Source organism: Thalassorhabdus alkalitolerans, from assembly GCF_042656525.1.
In the GTDB taxonomy this organism is placed as follows: domain Bacteria; phylum Bacillota; class Bacilli; order Bacillales; family Marinococcaceae; genus Thalassorhabdus; species Thalassorhabdus alkalitolerans.
On sequence record NZ_JBHSOZ010000003.1, the window covers coordinates 84381 to 103871 of the forward strand.

The 19491-nt window shown below is 38.0% G+C and carries 18 protein-coding genes and 1 other annotated feature (1 of these 19 cut by a window edge); of the genes, 7 read left to right on the forward strand and 11 right to left on the reverse strand.

The annotated features are described in order from the left end of the window. Positions 1-9: 9 nt before the first annotated feature. The gene (locus ACFPU1_RS03030; RefSeq protein ID WP_385940434.1) at positions 10-1455 is read left to right on the forward strand and encodes an aldehyde dehydrogenase family protein; all 1446 of its coding nucleotides are present in this window, start codon (positions 10-12) and stop codon (positions 1453-1455) included. Between the two features lie 113 nt (positions 1456-1568). On the opposite strand, the gene ACFPU1_RS03035 is transcribed toward ACFPU1_RS03030, so the two are convergent. Further along, positions 1569-3137 (reverse strand): BCCT family transporter, encoded by a 1569-nt coding sequence (locus tag ACFPU1_RS03035; protein WP_385938464.1) that lies wholly within the window; start codon positions 3135-3137, stop codon positions 1569-1571. A 118-nt stretch (positions 3138-3255) separates the two neighbouring features. Continuing rightward, positions 3256-3858 carry a protein-L-isoaspartate(D-aspartate) O-methyltransferase gene (locus tag ACFPU1_RS03040; RefSeq protein WP_385938467.1) on the reverse strand — a complete coding sequence of 201 codons (603 nt, stop codon included), beginning with the start codon at positions 3856-3858 and terminating at the stop codon, positions 3256-3258. Between the two features lie 362 nt (positions 3859-4220). Here ACFPU1_RS03040 and ACFPU1_RS03045 point away from each other — a divergent pair, with 362 nt between their 5' ends. From ACFPU1_RS03045 to ACFPU1_RS03060, 4 genes are all read left to right on the forward strand, one after another. Beyond that, positions 4221-5045 carry a PRD domain-containing protein gene (locus tag ACFPU1_RS03045; RefSeq protein ID WP_385940436.1) on the forward strand — a complete coding sequence of 275 codons (825 nt, stop codon included), beginning with the start codon at positions 4221-4223 and terminating at the stop codon, positions 5043-5045. A 227-nt stretch (positions 5046-5272) separates the two neighbouring features. Beyond that, positions 5273-6646, forward strand: a complete 1374-nt coding sequence (locus ACFPU1_RS03050; protein ID WP_385938470.1) for a sucrose-specific PTS transporter subunit IIBC — start codon at positions 5273-5275, stop codon at positions 6644-6646. A gap of 103 nt (positions 6647-6749) precedes the next feature. Beyond that, a complete protein-coding gene (locus ACFPU1_RS03055; protein ID WP_385938473.1) occupies positions 6750-7706 on the forward strand; it encodes an aminoimidazole riboside kinase in 957 nt (318 codons plus the stop codon). A gap of 3 nt (positions 7707-7709) precedes the next feature. Further along, positions 7710-9164 carry a glycoside hydrolase family 32 protein gene (locus ACFPU1_RS03060; protein WP_385938476.1) on the forward strand — a complete coding sequence of 485 codons (1455 nt, stop codon included), beginning with the start codon at positions 7710-7712 and terminating at the stop codon, positions 9162-9164. Between the two features lie 190 nt (positions 9165-9354). Here the strand turns inward: ACFPU1_RS03060 and ACFPU1_RS03065 are convergent, their stop codons facing one another. From ACFPU1_RS03065 to galE, 3 genes are all read right to left on the reverse strand, one after another. Continuing rightward, positions 9355-9555 (reverse strand): cold-shock protein, encoded by a 201-nt coding sequence (locus ACFPU1_RS03065; protein WP_054635849.1) that lies wholly within the window; start codon positions 9553-9555, stop codon positions 9355-9357. Between the two features lie 268 nt (positions 9556-9823). After that, the gene (locus ACFPU1_RS03070; protein WP_385938479.1) at positions 9824-10186 is read right to left on the reverse strand and encodes a SpoIIAA family protein; all 363 of its coding nucleotides are present in this window, start codon (positions 10184-10186) and stop codon (positions 9824-9826) included. Positions 10187-10632: 446 nt separating this feature from the next. Then, on the reverse strand, positions 10633-11616 hold the full coding sequence (gene galE / locus ACFPU1_RS03075; protein ID WP_385938482.1) for a UDP-glucose 4-epimerase GalE: 984 nt from the start codon (positions 11614-11616) through the stop codon (positions 10633-10635). A 131-nt stretch (positions 11617-11747) separates the two neighbouring features. On the opposite strand from galE, the gene ACFPU1_RS03080 reads away from it, so the two are divergent. Then, on the forward strand, positions 11748-12722 hold the full coding sequence (locus ACFPU1_RS03080; protein WP_385938485.1) for a glycosyltransferase family 2 protein: 975 nt from the start codon (positions 11748-11750) through the stop codon (positions 12720-12722). Between the two features lie 96 nt (positions 12723-12818). On the opposite strand, the gene ACFPU1_RS03085 is transcribed toward ACFPU1_RS03080, so the two are convergent. The 6 genes from ACFPU1_RS03085 to ACFPU1_RS03110 all read right to left on the reverse strand — a co-directional run bounded on the left by ACFPU1_RS03085 (position 12819) and on the right by ACFPU1_RS03110 (position 18541). Beyond that, positions 12819-13331, reverse strand: a complete 513-nt coding sequence (locus ACFPU1_RS03085; protein WP_385938488.1) for a hypothetical protein — start codon at positions 13329-13331, stop codon at positions 12819-12821. Positions 13332-13402: 71 nt separating this feature from the next. Continuing rightward, complete coding sequence (locus ACFPU1_RS03090; protein WP_385938491.1) at positions 13403-14545, reverse strand: glycosyltransferase family 61 protein; 1143 nt, start codon at positions 14543-14545, stop codon at positions 13403-13405. Positions 14546-14561: 16 nt separating this feature from the next. Beyond that, on the reverse strand, positions 14562-15569 hold the full coding sequence (locus ACFPU1_RS03095) for a hypothetical protein (protein ID WP_385938493.1): 1008 nt from the start codon (positions 15567-15569) through the stop codon (positions 14562-14564). Positions 15570-15644: 75 nt separating this feature from the next. Beyond that, on the reverse strand, positions 15645-16655 hold the full coding sequence (locus tag ACFPU1_RS03100; RefSeq protein ID WP_385938496.1) for a glycosyltransferase family 2 protein: 1011 nt from the start codon (positions 16653-16655) through the stop codon (positions 15645-15647). 176 nt (positions 16656-16831) lie between these two features. Further along, positions 16832-17413 carry a hypothetical protein gene (locus ACFPU1_RS03105; RefSeq protein ID WP_385938499.1) on the reverse strand — a complete coding sequence of 194 codons (582 nt, stop codon included), beginning with the start codon at positions 17411-17413 and terminating at the stop codon, positions 16832-16834. Positions 17414-17578: 165 nt separating this feature from the next. Beyond that, a complete protein-coding gene (locus ACFPU1_RS03110) occupies positions 17579-18541 on the reverse strand; it encodes a GDP-mannose 4,6-dehydratase (RefSeq protein ID WP_385938502.1) in 963 nt (320 codons plus the stop codon). 388 nt (positions 18542-18929) lie between these two features. Here ACFPU1_RS03110 and ACFPU1_RS03115 point away from each other — a divergent pair, with 388 nt between their 5' ends. Then, the gene (locus ACFPU1_RS03115; RefSeq protein ID WP_385940438.1) at positions 18930-19442 is read left to right on the forward strand and encodes a MarR family winged helix-turn-helix transcriptional regulator; all 513 of its coding nucleotides are present in this window, start codon (positions 18930-18932) and stop codon (positions 19440-19442) included. A 14-nt stretch (positions 19443-19456) separates the two neighbouring features. Continuing rightward, positions 19457-19491 (forward strand) — a binding site (T-box leader) (it continues 189 nt past the right edge of the window).

A 19491-nucleotide genomic window follows, 5' to 3' on the forward strand; every position in this document is an offset into this window, starting at 1 on the left:
ACCTTGACTTTGCACCTAGATCTACAATACATCAATGGATTCTGGAAAGAAGGCAGCAGTGAGAAAACGATAGAAAACAATAATCCTTTCTCAAATGAAAGAATTTCCACTATAAAATCAGCATCAGAAAAAGATGTAAATGAAGCTTATTCTGCTGCAGCCCATGCTCAAAAGGAATGGGCTGCTTATACACCAGCAGAAAAGCAAGGATACTTTGAAAAACTGCTTCAGGTACTTAAAGAAGAAAAAGATTTGATTACAGAGTGGCTGATAAAAGAATCAGGCAGTACGAGAATAAAAGCAGAAGCTGAGTTTGGGGCAGCTTATGAAGTAACAAGAGAAGCCCTTTCCTTTCCTTCACGGATGAATGGACAAATTCTACCTTCTAATGTGCCAAATAAAGAGAATTACGTATACCGTCGTCCCAAAGGAGTCGTTGGAGTCATCGGCCCGTGGAATTTTCCGTTCCATCTATCTATGCGCTCTGTTGCACCTGCGCTTGCAGCAGGGAATACAGTCGTTATCAAACCGGCATCAGATACACCAATGACATCAGGACTATTATTTGGATATTTGTTTGAAAAAGCAGGCTTTCCAAAAGGAGTCGTGAATGTGGTTGTCGGCCGGGGCTCTGAAATAGGTGATGCTTTCGTCCAGCATAATGTGCCTAAACTGATTTCCTTTACAGGTTCCACAGAGGTAGGAAGCCACCTTGCATCCGAGGCAGGAAAGCTTCTTAAGGATACGGCCCTTGAGCTTGGCGGCAATAACGCGATGGTCATCCTCGATGATGCAGATGTTGACCGTGCCGTAGATGCGGCTATCTTTGGCAAGTTCCTTCATCAGGGCCAAATTTGCATGGCCCTCAATCGCATTATTGTGGATGCTTCTATTCATGATGAATTCGTAGAGAAATTTGTAAAAAGAGTAAAAGAGCTTCCTTATGGAGATCCAACAAATTCATCTACGGTAGTAGGACCGCTCATTAATCACTCACAAGTGGAGCGCATTCAAAAAGAAGTAGACCACAGTGTAAAAGAGGGAGCAAACCTTCTAACCGGCGGATCACATGAAGGAAACGTGTTTGAGCCAACAGTTGTAAGTAACGTGACAAAGGACATGGATATTTTCCAAAATGAATTGTTTGGGCCTGTTGTTTCTATTGTTAAAGTACAGTCAGAGGAAGAAGCCATTGAAACGGCTAATGATACAATTTACGGACTTAGCGGCTCTGTCTTTACAAAGGACCGCTTCCGGGGTATGGAGGTTGCCCGTCAAATTGAAACAGGGATGATCCATGTAAATGATCAATCCGTCAATGACGAGGCCCACGTTGCCTTTGGCGGAGAAAAGGATTCAGGGCTTGGCCGTTTTGGCGGAGAATGGGCCCTTGATAAATTTACTACCGTACAAACTGTGAGCGTAATGTCTGGCTACAGAGAGTATCCATTTTAATAACAAACCAACATTGATCGATGTTACGCGTCTTCTGTAGACAAGTAATTGAACAAAAAAACCGAGCTGGAATGAATAACTCCAGCTCGGTTTTTTACGTGTAGACATCTTTTTTATTTTCTTACATTGTAGACCCAAGCACGGTCCTCATTCATCATTTTTATAGCAGCATAGATTAACAGGAACTGAATGATAATCACCGGCAAGCCCATAAGCCCCGAAATGACTTCCAGGGGAGCGAGTCCGCCCACTCTCATCAAAATCAAAGCTACTGCCGTAATAATAGCAGCTACCATGATACGCAGAAATTTCGAGGGTTCAGTCTTACTCATATCTTCTGTACTTGTATACGCTGCAATCGTGTACGTAGTTGAATCTAGTGTTGTAGTTAAGAAGATTAACGCCACAACCATAAAGACGATTAAAGCCACTTCAGGAAGTGGAAGAGAAGAGAGTATCGCAGGAATGGCTGCCATCTCATCTCCATTTTGCACGATATCAAGAACAGCCACTTCACCAGTCAGGTACTTGTATACACCAAGTCCGCCAAGAACCCCTGTTGCTGCCCATGAAATGAGCGTGGGAGCAAGGAAGTACGTGAGGATCATTTCTTTAATGGTCCGGCCCCGGGAAATCTTAGCGGCAAATACACTGTGAAGCATGGCCCATGTAGCACTGTAGGCAAACCAGAAAACCGTGTTGCTCTGGATGTGACTTACGTCACCGCCGGCTAAGGACTCTGTCATGAAGCTTATTTGCAGATAGTTGGAAAGAAGGAAAGCAACACTTTCCGTAAAGTAATCAAGGATGAAAATTCCAGGCCCTGCAATCATGATAAAGAGAGCAAAGGCGCCGGCAAGGTACATATTGAATTTACTTAGACGCTTTATCCCTTTTTCGATCCCCACATAGGCACTGATTGAAAATAACAATACCCAGATAATCGTTACTGTAAGGGTTAAGCCAAACGTTACTTCGATATTAAGAAGAGCTGATAAATTATAAGTGACAATCGGAGCTCCTAATCCAAGAGTTACAGCTGCACCAGCAAGAATACTAATGAGGAAAATAATATCCAGGAGCTTTCCTCCAAAACCATCTGTAAATCGGTCACCGAAAATTGAACGGCAGGCCTCAGAAATTCTCATAAGGGGGCGCTTTCTCACATGTAAAATGTAGCCCATAGCCGGGGCAATCATTACAAAGATTGCAAACACCTGAAAGCTCCACATGAACATACTGTAGGCATTCCCCCACAGTATGGCTTCGGTGGACTGAGGGTCTACACCAAGTGGTGGGTCTATTGCCACGGAGGACCATTCAAGCATGCCCGTCCGCATGAGTGTTGAACCTACCCCCATGGCTACGAGAATAGAAGCATATTCAAAAAGAGTGAACCTCGGCTTTTCTGTGGGATCTCCCAAAACGACGTTACCATACTTTGAAAATGATAAATACAGCCCTGCCACAACCAGGATTGCCCCGTACCAGAGATACCCCCAGCTGAATGCCCCGACAATAGAGTCAAACACTGCGTTTAATACTTCAAGAGATCCTTCTTCATTGATTGCAAATGGGATACTGATTGCGATAATGATGAATAAGGCGGGTAAAAATATCTTATAATCTATTAGTTTCAGTTTTGAATCATTTTCTGTTTTATTTACTTTCTTCGAACTCATCCAATTTCTCCTTCATTCTATGATTTATATTCTAAGATGCAGCCAGGCAGGAGTAGGGAAACATATAAAAGCTGTCTTACAAGTCAGCCTTTGTGTAACTTATAATTAATTATTGATTTCACCCTTCAAGGTCATCTTCCTGTTCATATGCGCCGTGGAGCTTAACGAATGCAACGCTTCCTAAAACGGTTGACGAAACGGAGCCATCTGCATCTTTTTCCACCAGAGTGAGCTCCTGACTGTTAGTCGAACCTACGGGGATCACCATTTTTCCACCGGGCGCCAATTGCTCAAGCAATGCCGGCGGTATAACAGACGCTGCAGCTGTGACCATGATCCGGTCAAAGGGAGCATGTTCTTTCCAACCTGCACTGCCGTCTCCGAGCTTAAATGTAATGTTTTCAAACCCAGCTTGAGCTAATTTTTCTTTAGCTCGTTCATGGAGAGCTTCAATCCGTTCTACTGTATATACTTCGTTAGAAAAAGCAGCTAATAGATCGGTTTGAAAACCAGATCCTGTCCCTATCTCCAGTACACGGTGATGAGGCTCAAGGTCCAGGGTAAGTGTCATTTTCGCTACAAGGGAAGGCTGAGAAATGGTCTGGCCATGGCCAATGGATACAGCCAGGTCCATGTGTGCCATATCTTTATCTGTATTCATGTAAAAGCTTCTATTCATCTGGCGAAAGTATTGAATTATCTTTTTTTCCTGTGAACTCATCTCTCCTCACCCTTTTTTTCTCAAAGTAACCAAGAAGGCAAGCAACCATCTTATTTCTTTGCATTTCCCCAAAACGCAGAACGAAAATCATAGATTTTTTTTGGGTATTACCTTCATCCCCTGGTAAAGATAACCATGAAATAGTACCCGTCAGAAAAAGCCGTCAAACTTGCATAATGATCAGGCAGCTGGTTTAATAGTAAATTGATTCAATCAACAAAGGCTTTTGTTGGAGACTTACATCAACTAAGACTTCTTTCTTTTTCATGGCACCCTTTCAATTGACCTTAATCACTTTATACTGGTAAAATTAAGTCCTTTCACGGTAATATTTCTTATTACTTTTATGGAGGAACAGGATGATGCGTATTTTCAGGATATTAAACAACAATGCTGTAGTGGTTGTAGACGGGCCGCAAGAGAAGATCGTAATGGGGAATGGGATTGCTTTTCAGAAAAGAAAGAATGATATCATTCCAAAGGATAAAATTGAAAAGGTCTTTTTGTTGCAGGAGAATACGTCAGAAAAATTCCAGCAGCTCCTTACCACCCTGCCGGAAACACATATAGAATTGGCAGAAAGAATTATCAGCTATGCTGAAGGGCATCTGGAAGTTCCTTTAAATGACCATATCCATATTGCTCTTACCGATCATCTTTCTTTTGCGTTAGAGAGATTGAGTGAGGGAATTCCAATAAAAAATAAACTGACAAGCGAAATCAAGCTCTTGTACAAAAAAGAATTTGAGGTTGGGGTATGGGCTAAAGAAGAAATTAAGAAGGAACTTGGAATAGAGATTCCGGATGATGAAGCGGCTCATATCGCTCTTCATATTCATACAGCCAAGCCTGAAAATGCTACGATGAGTGATACAATGAAGCAAGCAACGGTGATTCATGATTTTATCGCCCAGGTGGAAAACGAGATGAACCTTGAAATTGATGAAGAGAGCATTAATTACCAAAGATTGATTACTCATTTGCGATTTGCCTTGAATCGCATGGAACAGGGAAGCGAATTCGAACCTGTTGAAAAAGAAATGGCAGAGCTGATTAAAGAAAAATATGAGAAAGCCTACCACTGTGCCAAGATAGCTGCTGAATACCTTAAGAAGGAATATGGCATTACTTTTCCATCGTCAGAAATAGCGTATCTTTCCCTTCATCTTCAGCGTCTCAAAAAGTAGCAAAATTCTTGGTTTTATTCTTTTTGTTTCTTCTTGACGGTAGCGCTTTCATGTTGTAAACTAAAAAAAGTTAAACTTCATATCGCAGGATTGTGACTGGTAGTGCAGGCAAGACCTAAATTATGTAAAGGGACACAAGAAGTCTGTCTTTTTTTAGACAGGACATGTGTACTTTTATATACTTTAGGTCTTTTTTGTTTGCGAAAAAATACAGGGGAGGGTATAAAATGGATCACAAAAAGATCGCAGAAGATTTAATCCCGCTTTTAGGCGGTGAAGATAATATTATCAGCGGCAGTCACTGCGCGACCCGTCTTCGCTTGGTAATTGATGACGAAAGCAAAATTGACAAAGGTGCCGTTGAAGAGCTTGAAGGAGTAAAAGGGGCTTTTTCCAGTTCCGGGCAGTTTCAGATTATATTTGGGACAGGTACAGTAAATAAAGTATTCTCTCATTTTGCTCCTCTTGCAGGTCTTGGGTCAGGGGAAAAAGAAGATTCAGGCACACATAAGGAAGCTGCTAATAAAAAAATGAACCCTATTGCTCGTTTTGCACGAACGCTGTCTAATATCTTTGTTCCGATCATTCCTGCCATAGTGGCATCAGGTATGCTGATGGGGCTTCTCGGATTAATGAGCACGTATAACTGGGTCGATGAGGATACAGCTTTATTTATTATGCTCGATATGTTTTCTTCTGCAGCCTTCATTATCCTGCCCATATTAATCGGCTTTAGTGCGGCGAAAGAGTTTGGTGCAACCCCGTATCTTGGGGCTGTTATAGGCGGAATAATGACGCATCCTGAACTGCTTAACCCATGGGGTCTTTCAGATGCTCAGCCGGAAACTATGGATTTCTTTGGCCTCGGAGTTGAAATGCTTGGTTATCAGGGTACCGTTATACCAGTTCTCTTGGCTATTTATGTCATGGCGAAAATTGAGAAAGTTTTGCGCAGAATCGTTCCAAACGTAGTAGATTTACTGCTTACGCCATTCTTAACAGTCATTTTAACCGGATTTTTCACTTTACTATTTATCGGTCCTCTTGGTCGTATTCTCGGTGATGCGATTACAGGAGCACTAGGGTTTCTTTATGAGACCGCAGGGCCTGTAGCAGGCTTGATATTTGGAGGCTTGTACTCTACCATTGTGTTAACTGGTGTTCACCACAGCTTTCATGCAATAGAAGCCGAGCTCCTTACTCAAATTGGAGGAAATTACCTGCTTCCAATCTGGGCGATGGCAAATGTTGCCCAAGGCGGGGCCACGTTGGCTGTCTTCTTTAAGACAAAAAACAAGAAAACAAAAGAAGTTGCTGTTCCAGCTGCTGTATCTGCGTTTCTTGGTGTTACGGAACCTGCTATCTTTGGGGTTAACTTAAAGCACCGCAGACCATTCATTGGCGCGGCGATCGGGGGGGCTCTCGGCGGAGCATATGTCGTCTTCACTCAAGTAATGGCAAATGGTATCGGTCTAACAGGACTACCAATGTTTGCTATTGCCCAGGACCCTATTAATTATGGCATTGGGTTTATTGTTGCTCTTATTGGTGCCATAATCGCTACCCTCCTGCTCGGATGGGATGATGAACCAAATAAATAACTATTGTTTGAGGCACAACCTCGGCAGGCCTCTTGTGGCTTGCCCGGGTTGTGCTTTTATTAATAAAAAGGTCTAATAGTAAAAAAATTCAGGAGGTTAACAAATGAAAAAAGGGATTGTATCACTTGGTGAGGCGTTAATTGATTTTATTCCTCTTGACAAGGAGAATGTGAACTTTCAAAAAAGCCCAGGAGGCGCACCTGCCAACGTTGCAGTAGGACTGGCTCGTCTGGGAGCAAGATCAACGTTTGTGGGGAAAGTCGGTGATGATGTATTAGGTCGTTTTTTACAGGAGACACTCAGCGAGTACGGAGTAAGAACAGATCATATGCTTCTTTCAGCGGATGTAAGAACCGGGCTTGTTTTTGTGACAAACACGGAAGACGGGGAACGGAGCTTTGATTTTTATATTAATCCGAGTGCGGACCGTTTTTTAAAGCCAGAAGAAATTTCAGAAAGGGACTTACATAATCATAAAATTCTTCATTTTGGCTCGATCTCCATGATAAGCAATCCGGCAAAACAGGCCACTATTCATGCTGTCGAACTTGCCAAACAGAAAGGAATGATCATTTCCTATGATCCAAACCTTCGGTTAGGGCTTTGGGACTCTGAACAGCAGGCAAAAGATACGATCATATCCATGCTCGGTAAGGCTGATGTCCTAAAGATCTCAGAGGAAGAGCTTGAATTTATTACAGGTGAGAAAGATATAGATACTGGCGTCGAAAAGTTATCCCAATATCACATCCCGTTAATTGTAGTGACCTTAGGTGCTGAAGGCAGCTATGTATTTACACAGGATGGGAAGGCTCATGTAGACGCTCTGAAAGTCAAAGCTGTGGATACAACAGGCGCCGGAGATGCTTTTGTTTCCGGAATGCTCTATTCATTGAACGAACATGAAGGATCCGTTGACTCCATAACGCTAACTGAAGCTGTCACCATGGCAAGATTTGCATCGGTTTCCGGAGCACTGGCGGCATCTACCAAAGGTGCAATGACTGCACTTCCTGTTCTGGAAGAAGTAAAGAAACATCTGAAGAAAGCGGGGATGTAAGGAATGACTCGTGATGAGCAACTGCGAAAAGAGGCTGCAGAAGCTGTTAGTGAACACAAGAATACAGTCGTTAGTGACCCGTACCGCCTTCACTACCACATGATGCCTCCTGTTGGCCTGCTGAATGACCCAAACGGCTTTATACAATGGAAAGGTACCTACCACCTTTTCTATCAATGGATGCCATTTAAAACAGGACACGGAGCTAAATTCTGGGGCCATTACTCTTCAACAGACCTTGTCCATTGGAAGGAAGAAGAAATTGCCCTGGCCCCTTCTGAATGGTTTGAAAAAAATGGCTGCTATTCTGGAAGTGCTATTGAACATAAAGAAAGAATTTATGCCTTTTATACCGGAAATGTAAAGGATGAAGAAGGGAATCGAGAATCCTATCAATGTCTGGCCGTTTCAGATGATGGTCTTACTTTTGAGAAAAAAGGACCGGTCATTGAGGTGCCGAAAGGGTATACGGCTCATTTTCGGGATCCGAAGGTATGGGAGCAGGGTGACAGATATTATATGGTCGTCGGAGCTCAGACAGAGGACCTGAAAGGAGCTGTGGCTCTTTTTAGCTCTGACAATCTAACCGAATGGACTCACGAAGGAATCCTTGCCGGAGGGGATAAAGGAAGGATAAAGGACTTTGGCTATATGTTTGAATGCCCTGACCTTTTTTCCCTGGATGAACAGGATGTGCTTATCTTTTCCCCGCAAGGGTTAGAGGCAGAAGGCATGAAATATCAAAACGTCTACCAGGCAGGCTACGTTATCGGGAAATTTGATCCTGAAACCTTTTCCTTTGACCATGGTGAGTTTGAAGAACTGGACCGGGGATTCGACTTTTATGCGCCTCAGACCACTGTTGACGCAAAGGGACGAAGAATCTTATTTGCATGGATGAGTGTCCCTGACCAGGATGAACAGGCTCACCCGACGGTAGATTATAAATGGCTCCATATTATGACTCTTCCAAGAGAGCTGACGATTGTAGATCACAAGGTTATTCAAAAGCCGGCAAGAGAGCTTGAAGAGCTGCGTGAAGGAAGTGGTGTAATACACCAGGCACAGCTGAACGGGGAGACGATCTTTTTACCAGAAATAAACGGTAAAACAATAGAATTGATGCTTGAGGAGATAGTCATTGAAAAGGGCTGGTTTGAAATAAACATCCATGGAGCTGCTCGTTTGGTTTACTCCTCGGAACAACAATTGGTTACCCTTGAGAGAAAAAGCTACGTGGACGGCACCATGGAGAGACGCCAGTGTCAATTAAACGATTTGGAATCCTTACAAGTATTTGTTGACATCTCTTCTATTGAAGTATTTATCAATGAGGGAAGGGAAACTTTTTCGGCAAGATTTTTTCCCGATCCAAAGAATAGTGAGATCACTTTCGGATCCAGTCACAAATGCAGCTTTGTCGCTAAAAAATGGGACCTCAAAAAGGTCTTCTCCTGACTTCTGTTCTGCTGTAGGAAATATTGGTATAGCGGTCTTTCTTATCTAAAGAAAGGCCGTTTTTTCTTTGAAAATGGAGTGAAAAGGTGAAGTCTTTTCATAGGAAAGGGAAAACCATAGGGCATAGTCGTTGTCCAAAATAGAGACATAAAAAAGACGCTGCCGGTAAGCAGCGTCTTTGTGAATTTAATTATTGTTTTTCAACGTTTCCAGCTTGTGGTCCACGCTGTCCTTCTACAACTTCAAACGTTACGTTTTGTCCCTCTTCAAGAGTTTTGAATCCGTCGCCTTGGATAGCAGAGAAGTGTACGAATACATCGTCAGCACCTTCACGCTCAATAAAACCAAATCCTTTTTCTGCATTAAACCATTTAACTGTACCTTGTTCCATGGAAAAAATCCTCCTAGTGCTTTTAAGCACGATAATTCTTAAACTTGCTCTACTTGGTGTTAAGACGAAGCGGGTTACCCTTTTTCTTCTTGAAGCAGTGAACAATCTTAAGTAATAATAGCTTACCATTATCCTGAACTAAATACAAGCTCTATGAAAAAATCCTATGATTATAAATGTTAGGAAAAATTTACAGGAGATAGAACCCCTTAGTGAGGATGATCTAAAAAGATGGGAAAGCGGGAGGACTTTTCGTCTCACCGCCTGCCTACCCAGCGATCCATTCCTTTGCTTTTTCCTGCTCTGATAAAGTAAATCGACGGATATCCGTGTCGCTAACCATATCCACAATTTTAGAAACAGCATCAAAAAGCTTCTGGTCTTCATCACCTACGAGGGCCAACTTTTCAATATAACCCAGATGATCTTTTAAAAAACTGATCCGGCTTTCTATCGTAGTAACTTTCCGAAACACAAAGTGGGGAAGAACAATCATGAGCCGGACATTTTCATACTTATTAATACGGGATTTAACAGTTTCGGCTACCTGCTTGAATTCTTCTTCGGTAAGTGTTTCCTGGGCCTCAAAGGCCACAATCTCTTTCTCACTTATGGGAAGCTCTTTAATCATGTGCCTCACCTCAAAAAAATAATGGTACTAATGTATTCCTCCGGCAAAAAACTCCTCTATACACCTTTCTTATAAAAAACTGCCGCAGTATGCTTTATTGTAAAAAGAAAGCACGTGGTCATTGCTGTATGAGCAGCTGTTGCCGTTAAATCAGCTGCATTAGAAAAAGATAAGCAGAAAAAAGCAGTAATGTACTGCATTGTTTTATTGTATTAAATCTGAAAAGTGCAAAGCTACTTAATTTTTTTAGGTAACGTCAAGGAACTGAAGGTAAAATAGTTTTATAAAATTAGAATAATATATTTAGTTTATACCCTTATTTATTTTTTTGAATACATTAATCTAGGGTAGGGGGGCAAGGAGAGTGTTGAAAAACGAGAAGTAGGGCTGAATCTATTCGATTTTTATTATGTTGAGGCCTCTATTAAAAGTCAACAAGCACGTTATTAATTCTTATAACCGTTTGGAAAATTAGAATACCATTTCCAGGCAGTTTCAATCATGTCCTCTAATGTGTACTTAGGCTGCCACTTCAATTCCCTAGAAATTCTTTCTGAAGAAGATATTAATCGAGCGGGGTCTCCTTTTCTTTTTTCATTATAGAAGACAGTAGCTTTTTTTCCAGTAACCTTCTCACATGTTGTTATGACTTCCTTTATTGAATAACCTTCATCATTACCTAAGTTATAAACTTTATTCTTTTTTTCTTTTAAAAGATACTCAAGCGCTAAAATATGCCCATGTATTAAGTCAGTAACGTGAATATAATCTCTAATACAAGTGCCGTCAGGTGTATTGTAATCATTTCCATAAACTATTACATTTTCTAATCGGTTAAGTAAATGGAAGAGGATATTTGGAATTAAATGTGTTTCAGGTTGATGGTCTTCTCCAAGTCTTCCAAGTGGATCTGCACCTGCCACATTAAAATAGCGTAAAATTACGTATTTTAAACCGTAGGCTCTTGAAAAGTCTCTAATAATCTGTTCAATCATTAATTTTGAACGACCGTATGGATTAATGGGGAAGGTTGGAGTTGATTCTTTAATTTTTTTTACTTTTGGGTTCCCATAAACGGCACACGTAGAGGAAAATACGAGATTATTAACTTGGTATTTTTTCATCATTGCAAGTAATGAAATCGTTCCAGTTACATTATTTTCGTAGTACTTTAAAGGTGAAATTATTGATTCCCCAACATAACAATTAGCAGCAAAATGCATAACGCTTTTTATTTTATAGTTTTCAAAAATGTTCTTTAAGAGTTTTCGATCCTTAATATTGCCTTTTATAAATACCGCCTTCCTGTCAATTGCTTCCCTGTGGCCTGTGGACAGGTTATCCAGCACCACTACACCTTGATTAAGCTCGAGTAAATCCTTTACTGCATGACTGCCGATATAGCCAGCGCCACCTACTACTAATATCATATTCTCCTCCAATTTTTTGTCTTTTTTCATACCACTCAAATATCATGTTCTAATGACAAGGATAGAAACCGTGGCAAAGACATTTAACATACATACTTTATTCTAATATATACTTTAAAAGGAGAGTTGTTATGTTAGTTTCAATTGTAATGGCTGTTTATAATGGAGAGTTGTTTTTGAAAGATGCTATAAATGGAATCCTGTCACAAACATATTCCGAAATTGAAGTTATTATAGTAGATGATGGTTCTTCTGATCAAACAAAGAAAATTTTAGATGAAATAAATGATCAGCGTGTGCGTATTATTCATTTAAATAGAAACCAAGGAGCCGCAAATGCTCTTAATATAGGGATTGACCACTCTAAAGGGGAGTGGATCGCTATCCATGACGCTGATGATATTAGTTTTCCTGAGCGAATTGAGGAACAAGTAGCACATATTAAAAGTAATAAAAGCTTAGTCGCAGTTGGGACGTTTATAGAGTGTATTGACAAATCCAATAGAAAACGAACAAGGACATTAGGGAGAAATAATTTTACGAGTCATGAAGAAATAAAAGCATTATTATACAATGGCTGTCCTCTAACTCATGGTTCCATGATGTTTTCGAAATCGGCGTTTTATGAAGCTGGTCAATATAATCCTAACTATAAGATTGCCTATGATTATGAGTTGTGGTGTAGACTTATAAATATAGGATCTATTGAAAACGTTCCGAAAGTCTTATACAGGTATAGAATTTATGACGAATCACTATCACACAAAAACGATAGACAAACATGTATTGAGTTGTTTAATTCGTTTTCGACTTTTCTTTTAACGAATAATTTTGTTAACAAAAGTAAAAAGCCATCCTTTATCTTAGTAGGAACAGAAAATGGCTGCAATACTTTTATGTCTGTTACAAATTTAAAAATTAAGAAAAAAATTAACATTGACCGAAATAACGCAGGGTTATTGATTATTGAAACACTTAAAAACAAAAATGTAGATGGAGTTATAGTACTGGGAAAACCAAAAGATAAGAAAATTTTATTAGAATATCTAATAAAAAATGGTATGAAAAAGAATGAAAATCTCTTTGATTTTTGGAGTTCAATTTAGCGACCTTATACAAGGGTGTCTTGGTAGTTTTAAGACACCCTTTATATTTTTCGAAAATCAACACAAAAATAGCAAAACTAGAGCTGAAGTTTGTTTCTATTCATCCTTTTTTTGAAAGTTTCCATAGTCAATTACAATGATCTCCAGCTTTTCCGAGAGGGCTAAATTTGCGCTCCAAAGATCTTTCGGATCTATTCCATGGTTAATGAATTCTTTTTTTAGTTTTCTTATTTTATCCTTAAATCTTGAATCAACAGGGATATTCGTATCGGCTTTTTTCATTATTATCCAACCATCTCCGTGTTCTAATACTGGACAAAGGTTAATTTGCAGGTGCTCAGGACAGTTATAATAAATGTTGTACTCTGTCTTGTTATTTTCAATTCCCCAACGTGTTATAGCCACTTTTAATACATAACCATTATTTAAGTCGTATACAATCCTATGTTTACCAAATCCAATAACATTGTAGCTAAATTTTAATCTTCTTTTACACTTAATAACCTTTTCTTCTGTACTTAAGTCTTTATATCTTTTTAATTTGGAAATCCACAACTGTATAGACTGAATTTCTCTGCTTGAGAGAAGGTTGCTTTTATCCGAGGTCATTAGAGAAACCACCTATTTTTATATATTTAAATGTGATAAAAAAGGCAAGAACAATTTCCCCCTTTCTAATACTAATAAACGCCTGCTAACTTTAAAGTTTTCTTTAGCTTTTTCATTTTTATTTCAATATCATTAAAGCAGCCCGGTACATCAACATAATCAGGGGGACGTTCTCCCTCTCCTATCAAGAAATAGTAATCCAAATCTAAATGGTTACTTAGTATCCAATATAAGGGAGCCACCCAAGTTGGTGAAAATAATTCAATTACTTTTGTGTTGGGTTGGCAAAAAACAAGGTTTGTAAATCCACCACCATGTGCACCAACAATCACTTTTGCATTATTAAATAAGCGTGCTTGCTCCTTAACAGATAAAGTTTCTAATTTTATAATTTTAAATCCGATTTCCTTTAAGAATTCTTGTATTTTTAAATCATTTATCACTTTCCTATGTCTAGCATTTTGTCTTGTGATGTAAATTAATTTACTGCCTGAATCATTTTCAACGATCTCGTCGTTGTCTAAAAAGCTTTCTCTTAAAAAATCACAAGTCCACTTTGGCATTTGCCCCTTATAACCAGATAATGATGAAACAACTAAATTTGAAGCCCTCATATGAAATTTTTTATCAGCTTCAATAATTTTGTCGGAGTTAATACCTAATTTATGAAGGGTTTCATCTTGAAAAGGTTGTTTTGGACCATTACGGTTAATTATATATTTATCAACTTTAATCCCTTTTAGAGAAAGTAAACGAATTCGTGGTAAGATATCGAACATCCAGTGGTAATAATACTGACTTGCACAAAATGTTAAGGCTGCTGCTTTGTCAGTTGTTTCTTTCATAGGAGGTAAATGCTTCATTTGTAAAAGAGGGTGGTTATTAGGTTCCACTGTTAAATATGGTCCATAGTGGATGGAAACATCCCATAATATTTTATTGTTTTCAGTAACGAGGTGACACCCTTCTACAATTCTTCCCCTTGGTATTTCAGCTACAAATTCCTTCGGTGGGATATTATAATAAGCTCTTTTAAATTCCCAAGGAATACTAGAATGAATACTTTTTGGCATCGAACGTATTGACGAATGATCAAAAGTAAACTCTGAATAATAAGTTGTTTTCTTATTGTTTAGAGTTTCTTGAGCACAATACTCTTTTGTGGAATAGTAAAACCCAGATGGTGGAGGAAAATGTTCTAAGTCAATTCTCATTGTTGGCCCCCTCCAGCTATTTTCTTTTTTTCAAACTGTGAATTGCTACGTTACTCATTTGAAACGGGTCTGGAAATTGATCTTGTAAAAGGTGAGAATGTCTATATTTTTCTCTAAGTTCTTTATCTATTAACATTCCATTCTCATAATAGTTATAGTCCCATTCTGTTATTTCTGTATTCTTATTTTCACTATTCTTGAGCTCTTCATGATATTCATTTAAAAGGGCATGTAATAATGCTTTCTCTTCTGGAATAAGTTTGTTAATTTTTGCGGTTAAAAAAGAATTATGATCGGAAAAGTTAAAAGAGCAGAGTCTTTGGTCATTGACTTGATAACTGTTTGAACTATCCTTATTAATTCTTCTTTCGTCTAAATTCCAAAAAGCAACATTATATCCAGGGTGGTCTAAAGAGAAAGTTGGGAAATAACATGGAGCAAAATCTAACCATTTTTGATCATAATATATCCCTTTGTTAGGATCTGCATAACAAGACCTGTTACATCGTCTCTCCCACCATAAGATAAAATCTTCTGCTTTTTGATGTCTTCTAATCGCTAGAAAGCTAGAGTTAAATAAACCGTATTTACTATACCATTTTGGTAAATCCTCATTTATTTCTTCAGGAAAATTAATATGATGAGGGGTAAGAATGATGGGGTACACGTCAAGCAGGGACATTAAGTCATCGAAAGAATTATACACTTTCATCTCGCTATTCATGAATATAAAATAATCTTTCTCAGGATGTTTTCTTAGTAAGTATTTCATTAACTGGGGTTTACATGCCAAAGTTCCTTCATCCATATTATATTGAAAAATAAATTGATTGAAATTTTCAAATCCTAAATCCTTTGCTAAAACAAGCTCATCAAAGAAAGGACATTCTTTGAAGTCCTTTGGTGTATCTTTTTCAAGTAAACAAACAATGATTTTACAATTTGCCATATGCCTTCTTAGAGATTGTGCAAGTATCATTGTTTTATGCAAATGAGCTGCTGTAACTATCGTTCCTATAATCATTAAGTATCTCCCCCCAAAAAGCTTTTACCATCAACATTTTGATATAAAAATGTGTAAGATAAAATTGGACAAAGCTCAATCATTGGTTATATTCCAAACGACAAAAAAATCTTGATTCTTTTTTAGACCCTGTCTTTTAAAGAATCTTTTAGCTTCATAGGCCTGCTCGTGATCCAGCATGAGTAAAGCATTAAATTTTTTTTTTCTAAATAAAGAATATGCTTTGGTTATGTCACTGGCCTTTTCATGTTTTATATAATTGAAAGACCCGTACTTTTTTGGGATTTGTGGCTTAATTCTTTTTTTGAAATTTTTATTAGCTTGTTCTGTTCCAAAAACAAGGATAGTGGGAGGGGAGTCAAGTTCTATTTTTAAATACTCGCAAATATTAACACTTGAAATTAAGATAACTTCATTACAAGTTGCCTTAACATCTGAGCGGGAGACGGAATTTTCGTTAAAGCGAAATTGGTAGAGCTTTTTAGGGAGTTTTTCAATAGGCAGAATTTTTGATAATTGAATCCATAAATCATAATCATGACCTATTTTGTAGCTCAAATTATAACCGCCTACTTTTTCAAAAACTGCTTTCGAGAAAATTGCTGATCCATGACAAATAGGACAGCCATAATAAAGAGCATCCTTCACCTTTTCACCAGTGTCAAAGCGATTATAGATATTTTCTTCAAATTCAATTTTTTCAGCTGTAAGTGGCGAGGATCCTGGAATACACTCAATTAACGAGCTAACAGCTGAAATACGGGGATGTTCTTTTATAAATGATGCGCATTCTTCCAGACGATTAGGTAAACTAACATCATCAGCATCCTGGACCGCAATCCAATCTCCTATTGCGTTTTTAACACCAATATTTCTTGCATTTGCAACTCCTATGTTTTTAGGCAATTCGAGAATTTTAATTCTACTATCTTTATACTGTTCGAGAATTGATTTTGTGTTATCAGTTGAACCGTCGTTTACAATTATAAATTCAAAATTTTTATAGGTTTGATTTAGTATGCTGCTTACAGCTTCAGCAACATAAGTTTCTTCATTGTACACGGCCATAACAACTGATATTAACATATTCGATCCCACCCTGTTAAAGACTAGACACCACTCAGTATTTCTTGGATTAAATGTTATTTTCTATTGATTTGTCGCTGACGGAAAAGGTTTTGAACTGATTATTGTAGTCTATTGTTATAAGTAAGTGTTTGACACTAATTTTTGTTTTTTATTATTGAGAGGCATAATCATGCTTACGCCTGATTATCCATTTGATTTTTCCATTTATTTATTTGCTCTTGGTCAATCTTTTTGGCTTGATCTATAAATGAGTCATAAAGATTAATCTTTTTAAGATCTTTAAAAAAATCAACAGGGAAGAAATGCTTTTTTCTAAATGAATTTACATGATCCACAACTTTAACTTCACCTTCTTTACTCATAAGCAAGTGACGCAGTTTTGCATCAATCCTAGAAAAACCAATTTTCTCCATCATTTTAAAAATATAAAGAATTTGTTTTACTGTCTCTTCTGGAAAGGTGCGATATTGTAAAAGGTAATCAGCCAGAGTTCCGCCGGTGAGATATTCCATAACAATATATTTAGAGCCAGCTTCGTAAATGATTGGAACTATATTATAATCCTGGGCTGCCTTTAATGCATATTTCTCACGAGTGCAATATTTTTCTTTTACATATATTTTCACACAACGATCGTAGGAGACTCTAAAAACGGCTCCCTGATGGCCTTTCCCAATCAGACAAAATTTTGTTGGATTATTAATGTACGTTTTTTCACCTTTTCTCATTACAGTAATCGTTTCGAACTTATTCATAAATATGTCTCCCCCTACACATGGAATATTTTTTTAGGGCAAAAAAGCCAATAGACATAATTGCAGTATTTTATGCTTCAAAGTATTGTTTTATTTTTGACTAAGTTTCTAAGCTATAAAGAAAAAACGCCCATTTAATGGAAGCTGGGCGTCAAAATGGATGTACTATCCATTGTTATTATTTTTGCGATAGGCATTTATTGTATTTATCAACCCTTCTTCTAACGAAACTTTTGGTTCCCAACCTAACAATCGCTTTGCTTTATCGATATTGGGGCGTCTTTTTCTAGGATCATCAAGGGGTAGGGGATTAAATGTAATGTTACTTGAACTGTTTGCCAATTTTTTTATCATTTTTGCTATAGCAAGAACGGAAAATTCATCCGGATTTCCAACATTTATAATTTCACCATTTGCTTCTTCTTTTTCCATCATTAACTGTAGAGCATTTACAGTATCAGAGACATAACAAAAGGAACGGGTTTGTTTTCCATCACCGTATACGGTTATATCTTCATTATTAATAGCCTGAGTGACAAAGTTAGAGATGACTCTTCCATCATCATTCCTTAATCCAAACGAGTAGGTGTTAAAAAGTCTGGCAACCTTAACTTTTACCCCATGTTGGGTGTAATACAAAAAGCAGAATACCTCTCCTAAACGTTTTGATTCATCATAGCAAGCTCTTGGACCCCAGGTTTTTACTGATCCGGAATATTGCTCATTCTGAGGATGGACTTCCGGGTCTCCATATACTTCACTTGTACTCGTATAAACTATCTTCGCAGAGTTCCTTTTTGCTAATTTCAACATGTTTTTTGTTCCTAATGTATTTACTTCAATGGTTTTAAAAGGAGTTGTTTGATAAAATTTCGGTGAAGCCGGAGAAGCCAAATGATAAATCTCTTCTGTTTTTACCAGTTCTTTCATCTCGAAAATTTCTGGAGAACATACATCTGCATAAAAGTAAAAAAAGTTAGGATGAGTCATAATACTGTCTAAGTTCTGAATTTTGCCAGTTGATAAGTTATCTAAGCCAATAACAGTTAAACCTTTACGAAGAAGGTCTTTTGCCAAGCTAGAACCTAGAAATCCAGCAACTCCAGTAATTAGCGTATTTTTTTCCATGTTAGCCACCTCAATAAATAATCCCGTAATATAAATAATTTATGGATGTATAAAAGAAGTGACACTCCATTCCAAATTTTTGATTAATTTTACTAGTAAACTTTTTATTGAGGTTGTACTTTATTAGTTCAGACAACTAAATTTTGAGGTTCACAACGTTACATGGTTTCCAGTTATTAATACATTAACAACAGGTTTATTATTGAGAAATATGGTGATGAATCCATTTGTTTAGTGAACGAAAACAATTATACGAAGTTTTTAGATCCTTGCCGATCAAAAACTGTCAGCATTTTGTGTTTATTATTTATATCTTTGTATTGTTAATTGCTAATGTCTTTGCTAAAATCGTTTCATAGCTAATGATTATGTAAACGAGGTGGCCGTCATCCATTCCTTTGATAATGATAGTGAATTGCTTCCGGAAGAAATTGATACGATCAATCATTTAACGAAACTGCCTATCGAATCGTTACATTTAGAATCTATCGCAGTGGTTACAAATATTTATCGGATTGCACAGGGCTTGAGAAATAAAATGGAGCGTGAAGTCCTTGCAGATTACGGACTCTCCTGGACTGCGTTTTCCATCCTTTATGATTTGTGGGTATGGAAAAGCGTTGAAACAAAAAGAGCTGCAGAACTCTCAGCAGTGAGCAAAGCGACGGTTAGCAACATTACGAAAACACTGGAGAAAAAGGATCTTTGCCAGCGAAGTACAGATAATCGCGACAGGCGTATGACGTACCTTTCGATCACCGAAAAGGGCAGGGAAGTCATGCAGGAGCTATATCCTCGCTTCCATCAGGGAGAAGTCGAGATTGTCAGTAGTTTACGGGAAGAGGAAAAAAAGCAAGTCTCTGAACTGTTGCGAAAAGTCATTAAAGGGAACAACTTTTAAGTAAAAGTAAATAAAAAAAATCGATGATAGGAACTTAGTAGTAGTCTAC

Excerpts from the sequence above, each read along its gene's own strand:
- ACFPU1_RS03035 (WP_385938464.1), bottom strand. The coding sequence starts at position 3,137 with ATGAGTTCGAAGAAAGTAAATAAAACAGAAAATGATTCAAAACTGAAA.
- ACFPU1_RS03040 (WP_385938467.1), bottom strand. The coding sequence starts at position 3,858 with ATGAGTTCACAGGAAAAAAAGATAATTCAATACTTTCGCCAGATGAAT.
- ACFPU1_RS03045 (WP_385940436.1), top strand. The coding sequence starts at position 4,221 with ATGCGTATTTTCAGGATATTAAACAACAATGCTGTAGTGGTTGTAGAC.
- ACFPU1_RS03050 (WP_385938470.1), top strand. The coding sequence starts at position 5,273 with ATGGATCACAAAAAGATCGCAGAAGATTTAATCCCGCTTTTAGGCGGT.
- ACFPU1_RS03055 (WP_385938473.1), top strand. The coding sequence starts at position 6,750 with ATGAAAAAAGGGATTGTATCACTTGGTGAGGCGTTAATTGATTTTATT.
- ACFPU1_RS03060 (WP_385938476.1), top strand. The coding sequence starts at position 7,710 with ATGACTCGTGATGAGCAACTGCGAAAAGAGGCTGCAGAAGCTGTTAGT.
- ACFPU1_RS03065 (WP_054635849.1), bottom strand. The coding sequence starts at position 9,555 with ATGGAACAAGGTACAGTTAAATGGTTTAATGCAGAAAAAGGATTTGGT.
- ACFPU1_RS03070 (WP_385938479.1), bottom strand. The coding sequence starts at position 10,186 with ATGATTAAAGAGCTTCCCATAAGTGAGAAAGAGATTGTGGCCTTTGAG.
- galE (WP_385938482.1), bottom strand. The coding sequence starts at position 11,616 with ATGATATTAGTAGTAGGTGGCGCTGGCTATATCGGCAGTCATGCAGTA.
- ACFPU1_RS03080 (WP_385938485.1), top strand. The coding sequence starts at position 11,748 with ATGTTAGTTTCAATTGTAATGGCTGTTTATAATGGAGAGTTGTTTTTG.
- ACFPU1_RS03085 (WP_385938488.1), bottom strand. The coding sequence starts at position 13,331 with ATGACCTCGGATAAAAGCAACCTTCTCTCAAGCAGAGAAATTCAGTCT.
- ACFPU1_RS03090 (WP_385938491.1), bottom strand. The coding sequence starts at position 14,545 with ATGAGAATTGACTTAGAACATTTTCCTCCACCATCTGGGTTTTACTAT.
- ACFPU1_RS03095 (WP_385938493.1), bottom strand. The coding sequence starts at position 15,569 with ATGATTATAGGAACGATAGTTACAGCAGCTCATTTGCATAAAACAATG.
- ACFPU1_RS03100 (WP_385938496.1), bottom strand. The coding sequence starts at position 16,655 with ATGTTAATATCAGTTGTTATGGCCGTGTACAATGAAGAAACTTATGTT.
- ACFPU1_RS03105 (WP_385938499.1), bottom strand. The coding sequence starts at position 17,413 with ATGAATAAGTTCGAAACGATTACTGTAATGAGAAAAGGTGAAAAAACG.
- ACFPU1_RS03110 (WP_385938502.1), bottom strand. The coding sequence starts at position 18,541 with ATGGAAAAAAATACGCTAATTACTGGAGTTGCTGGATTTCTAGGTTCT.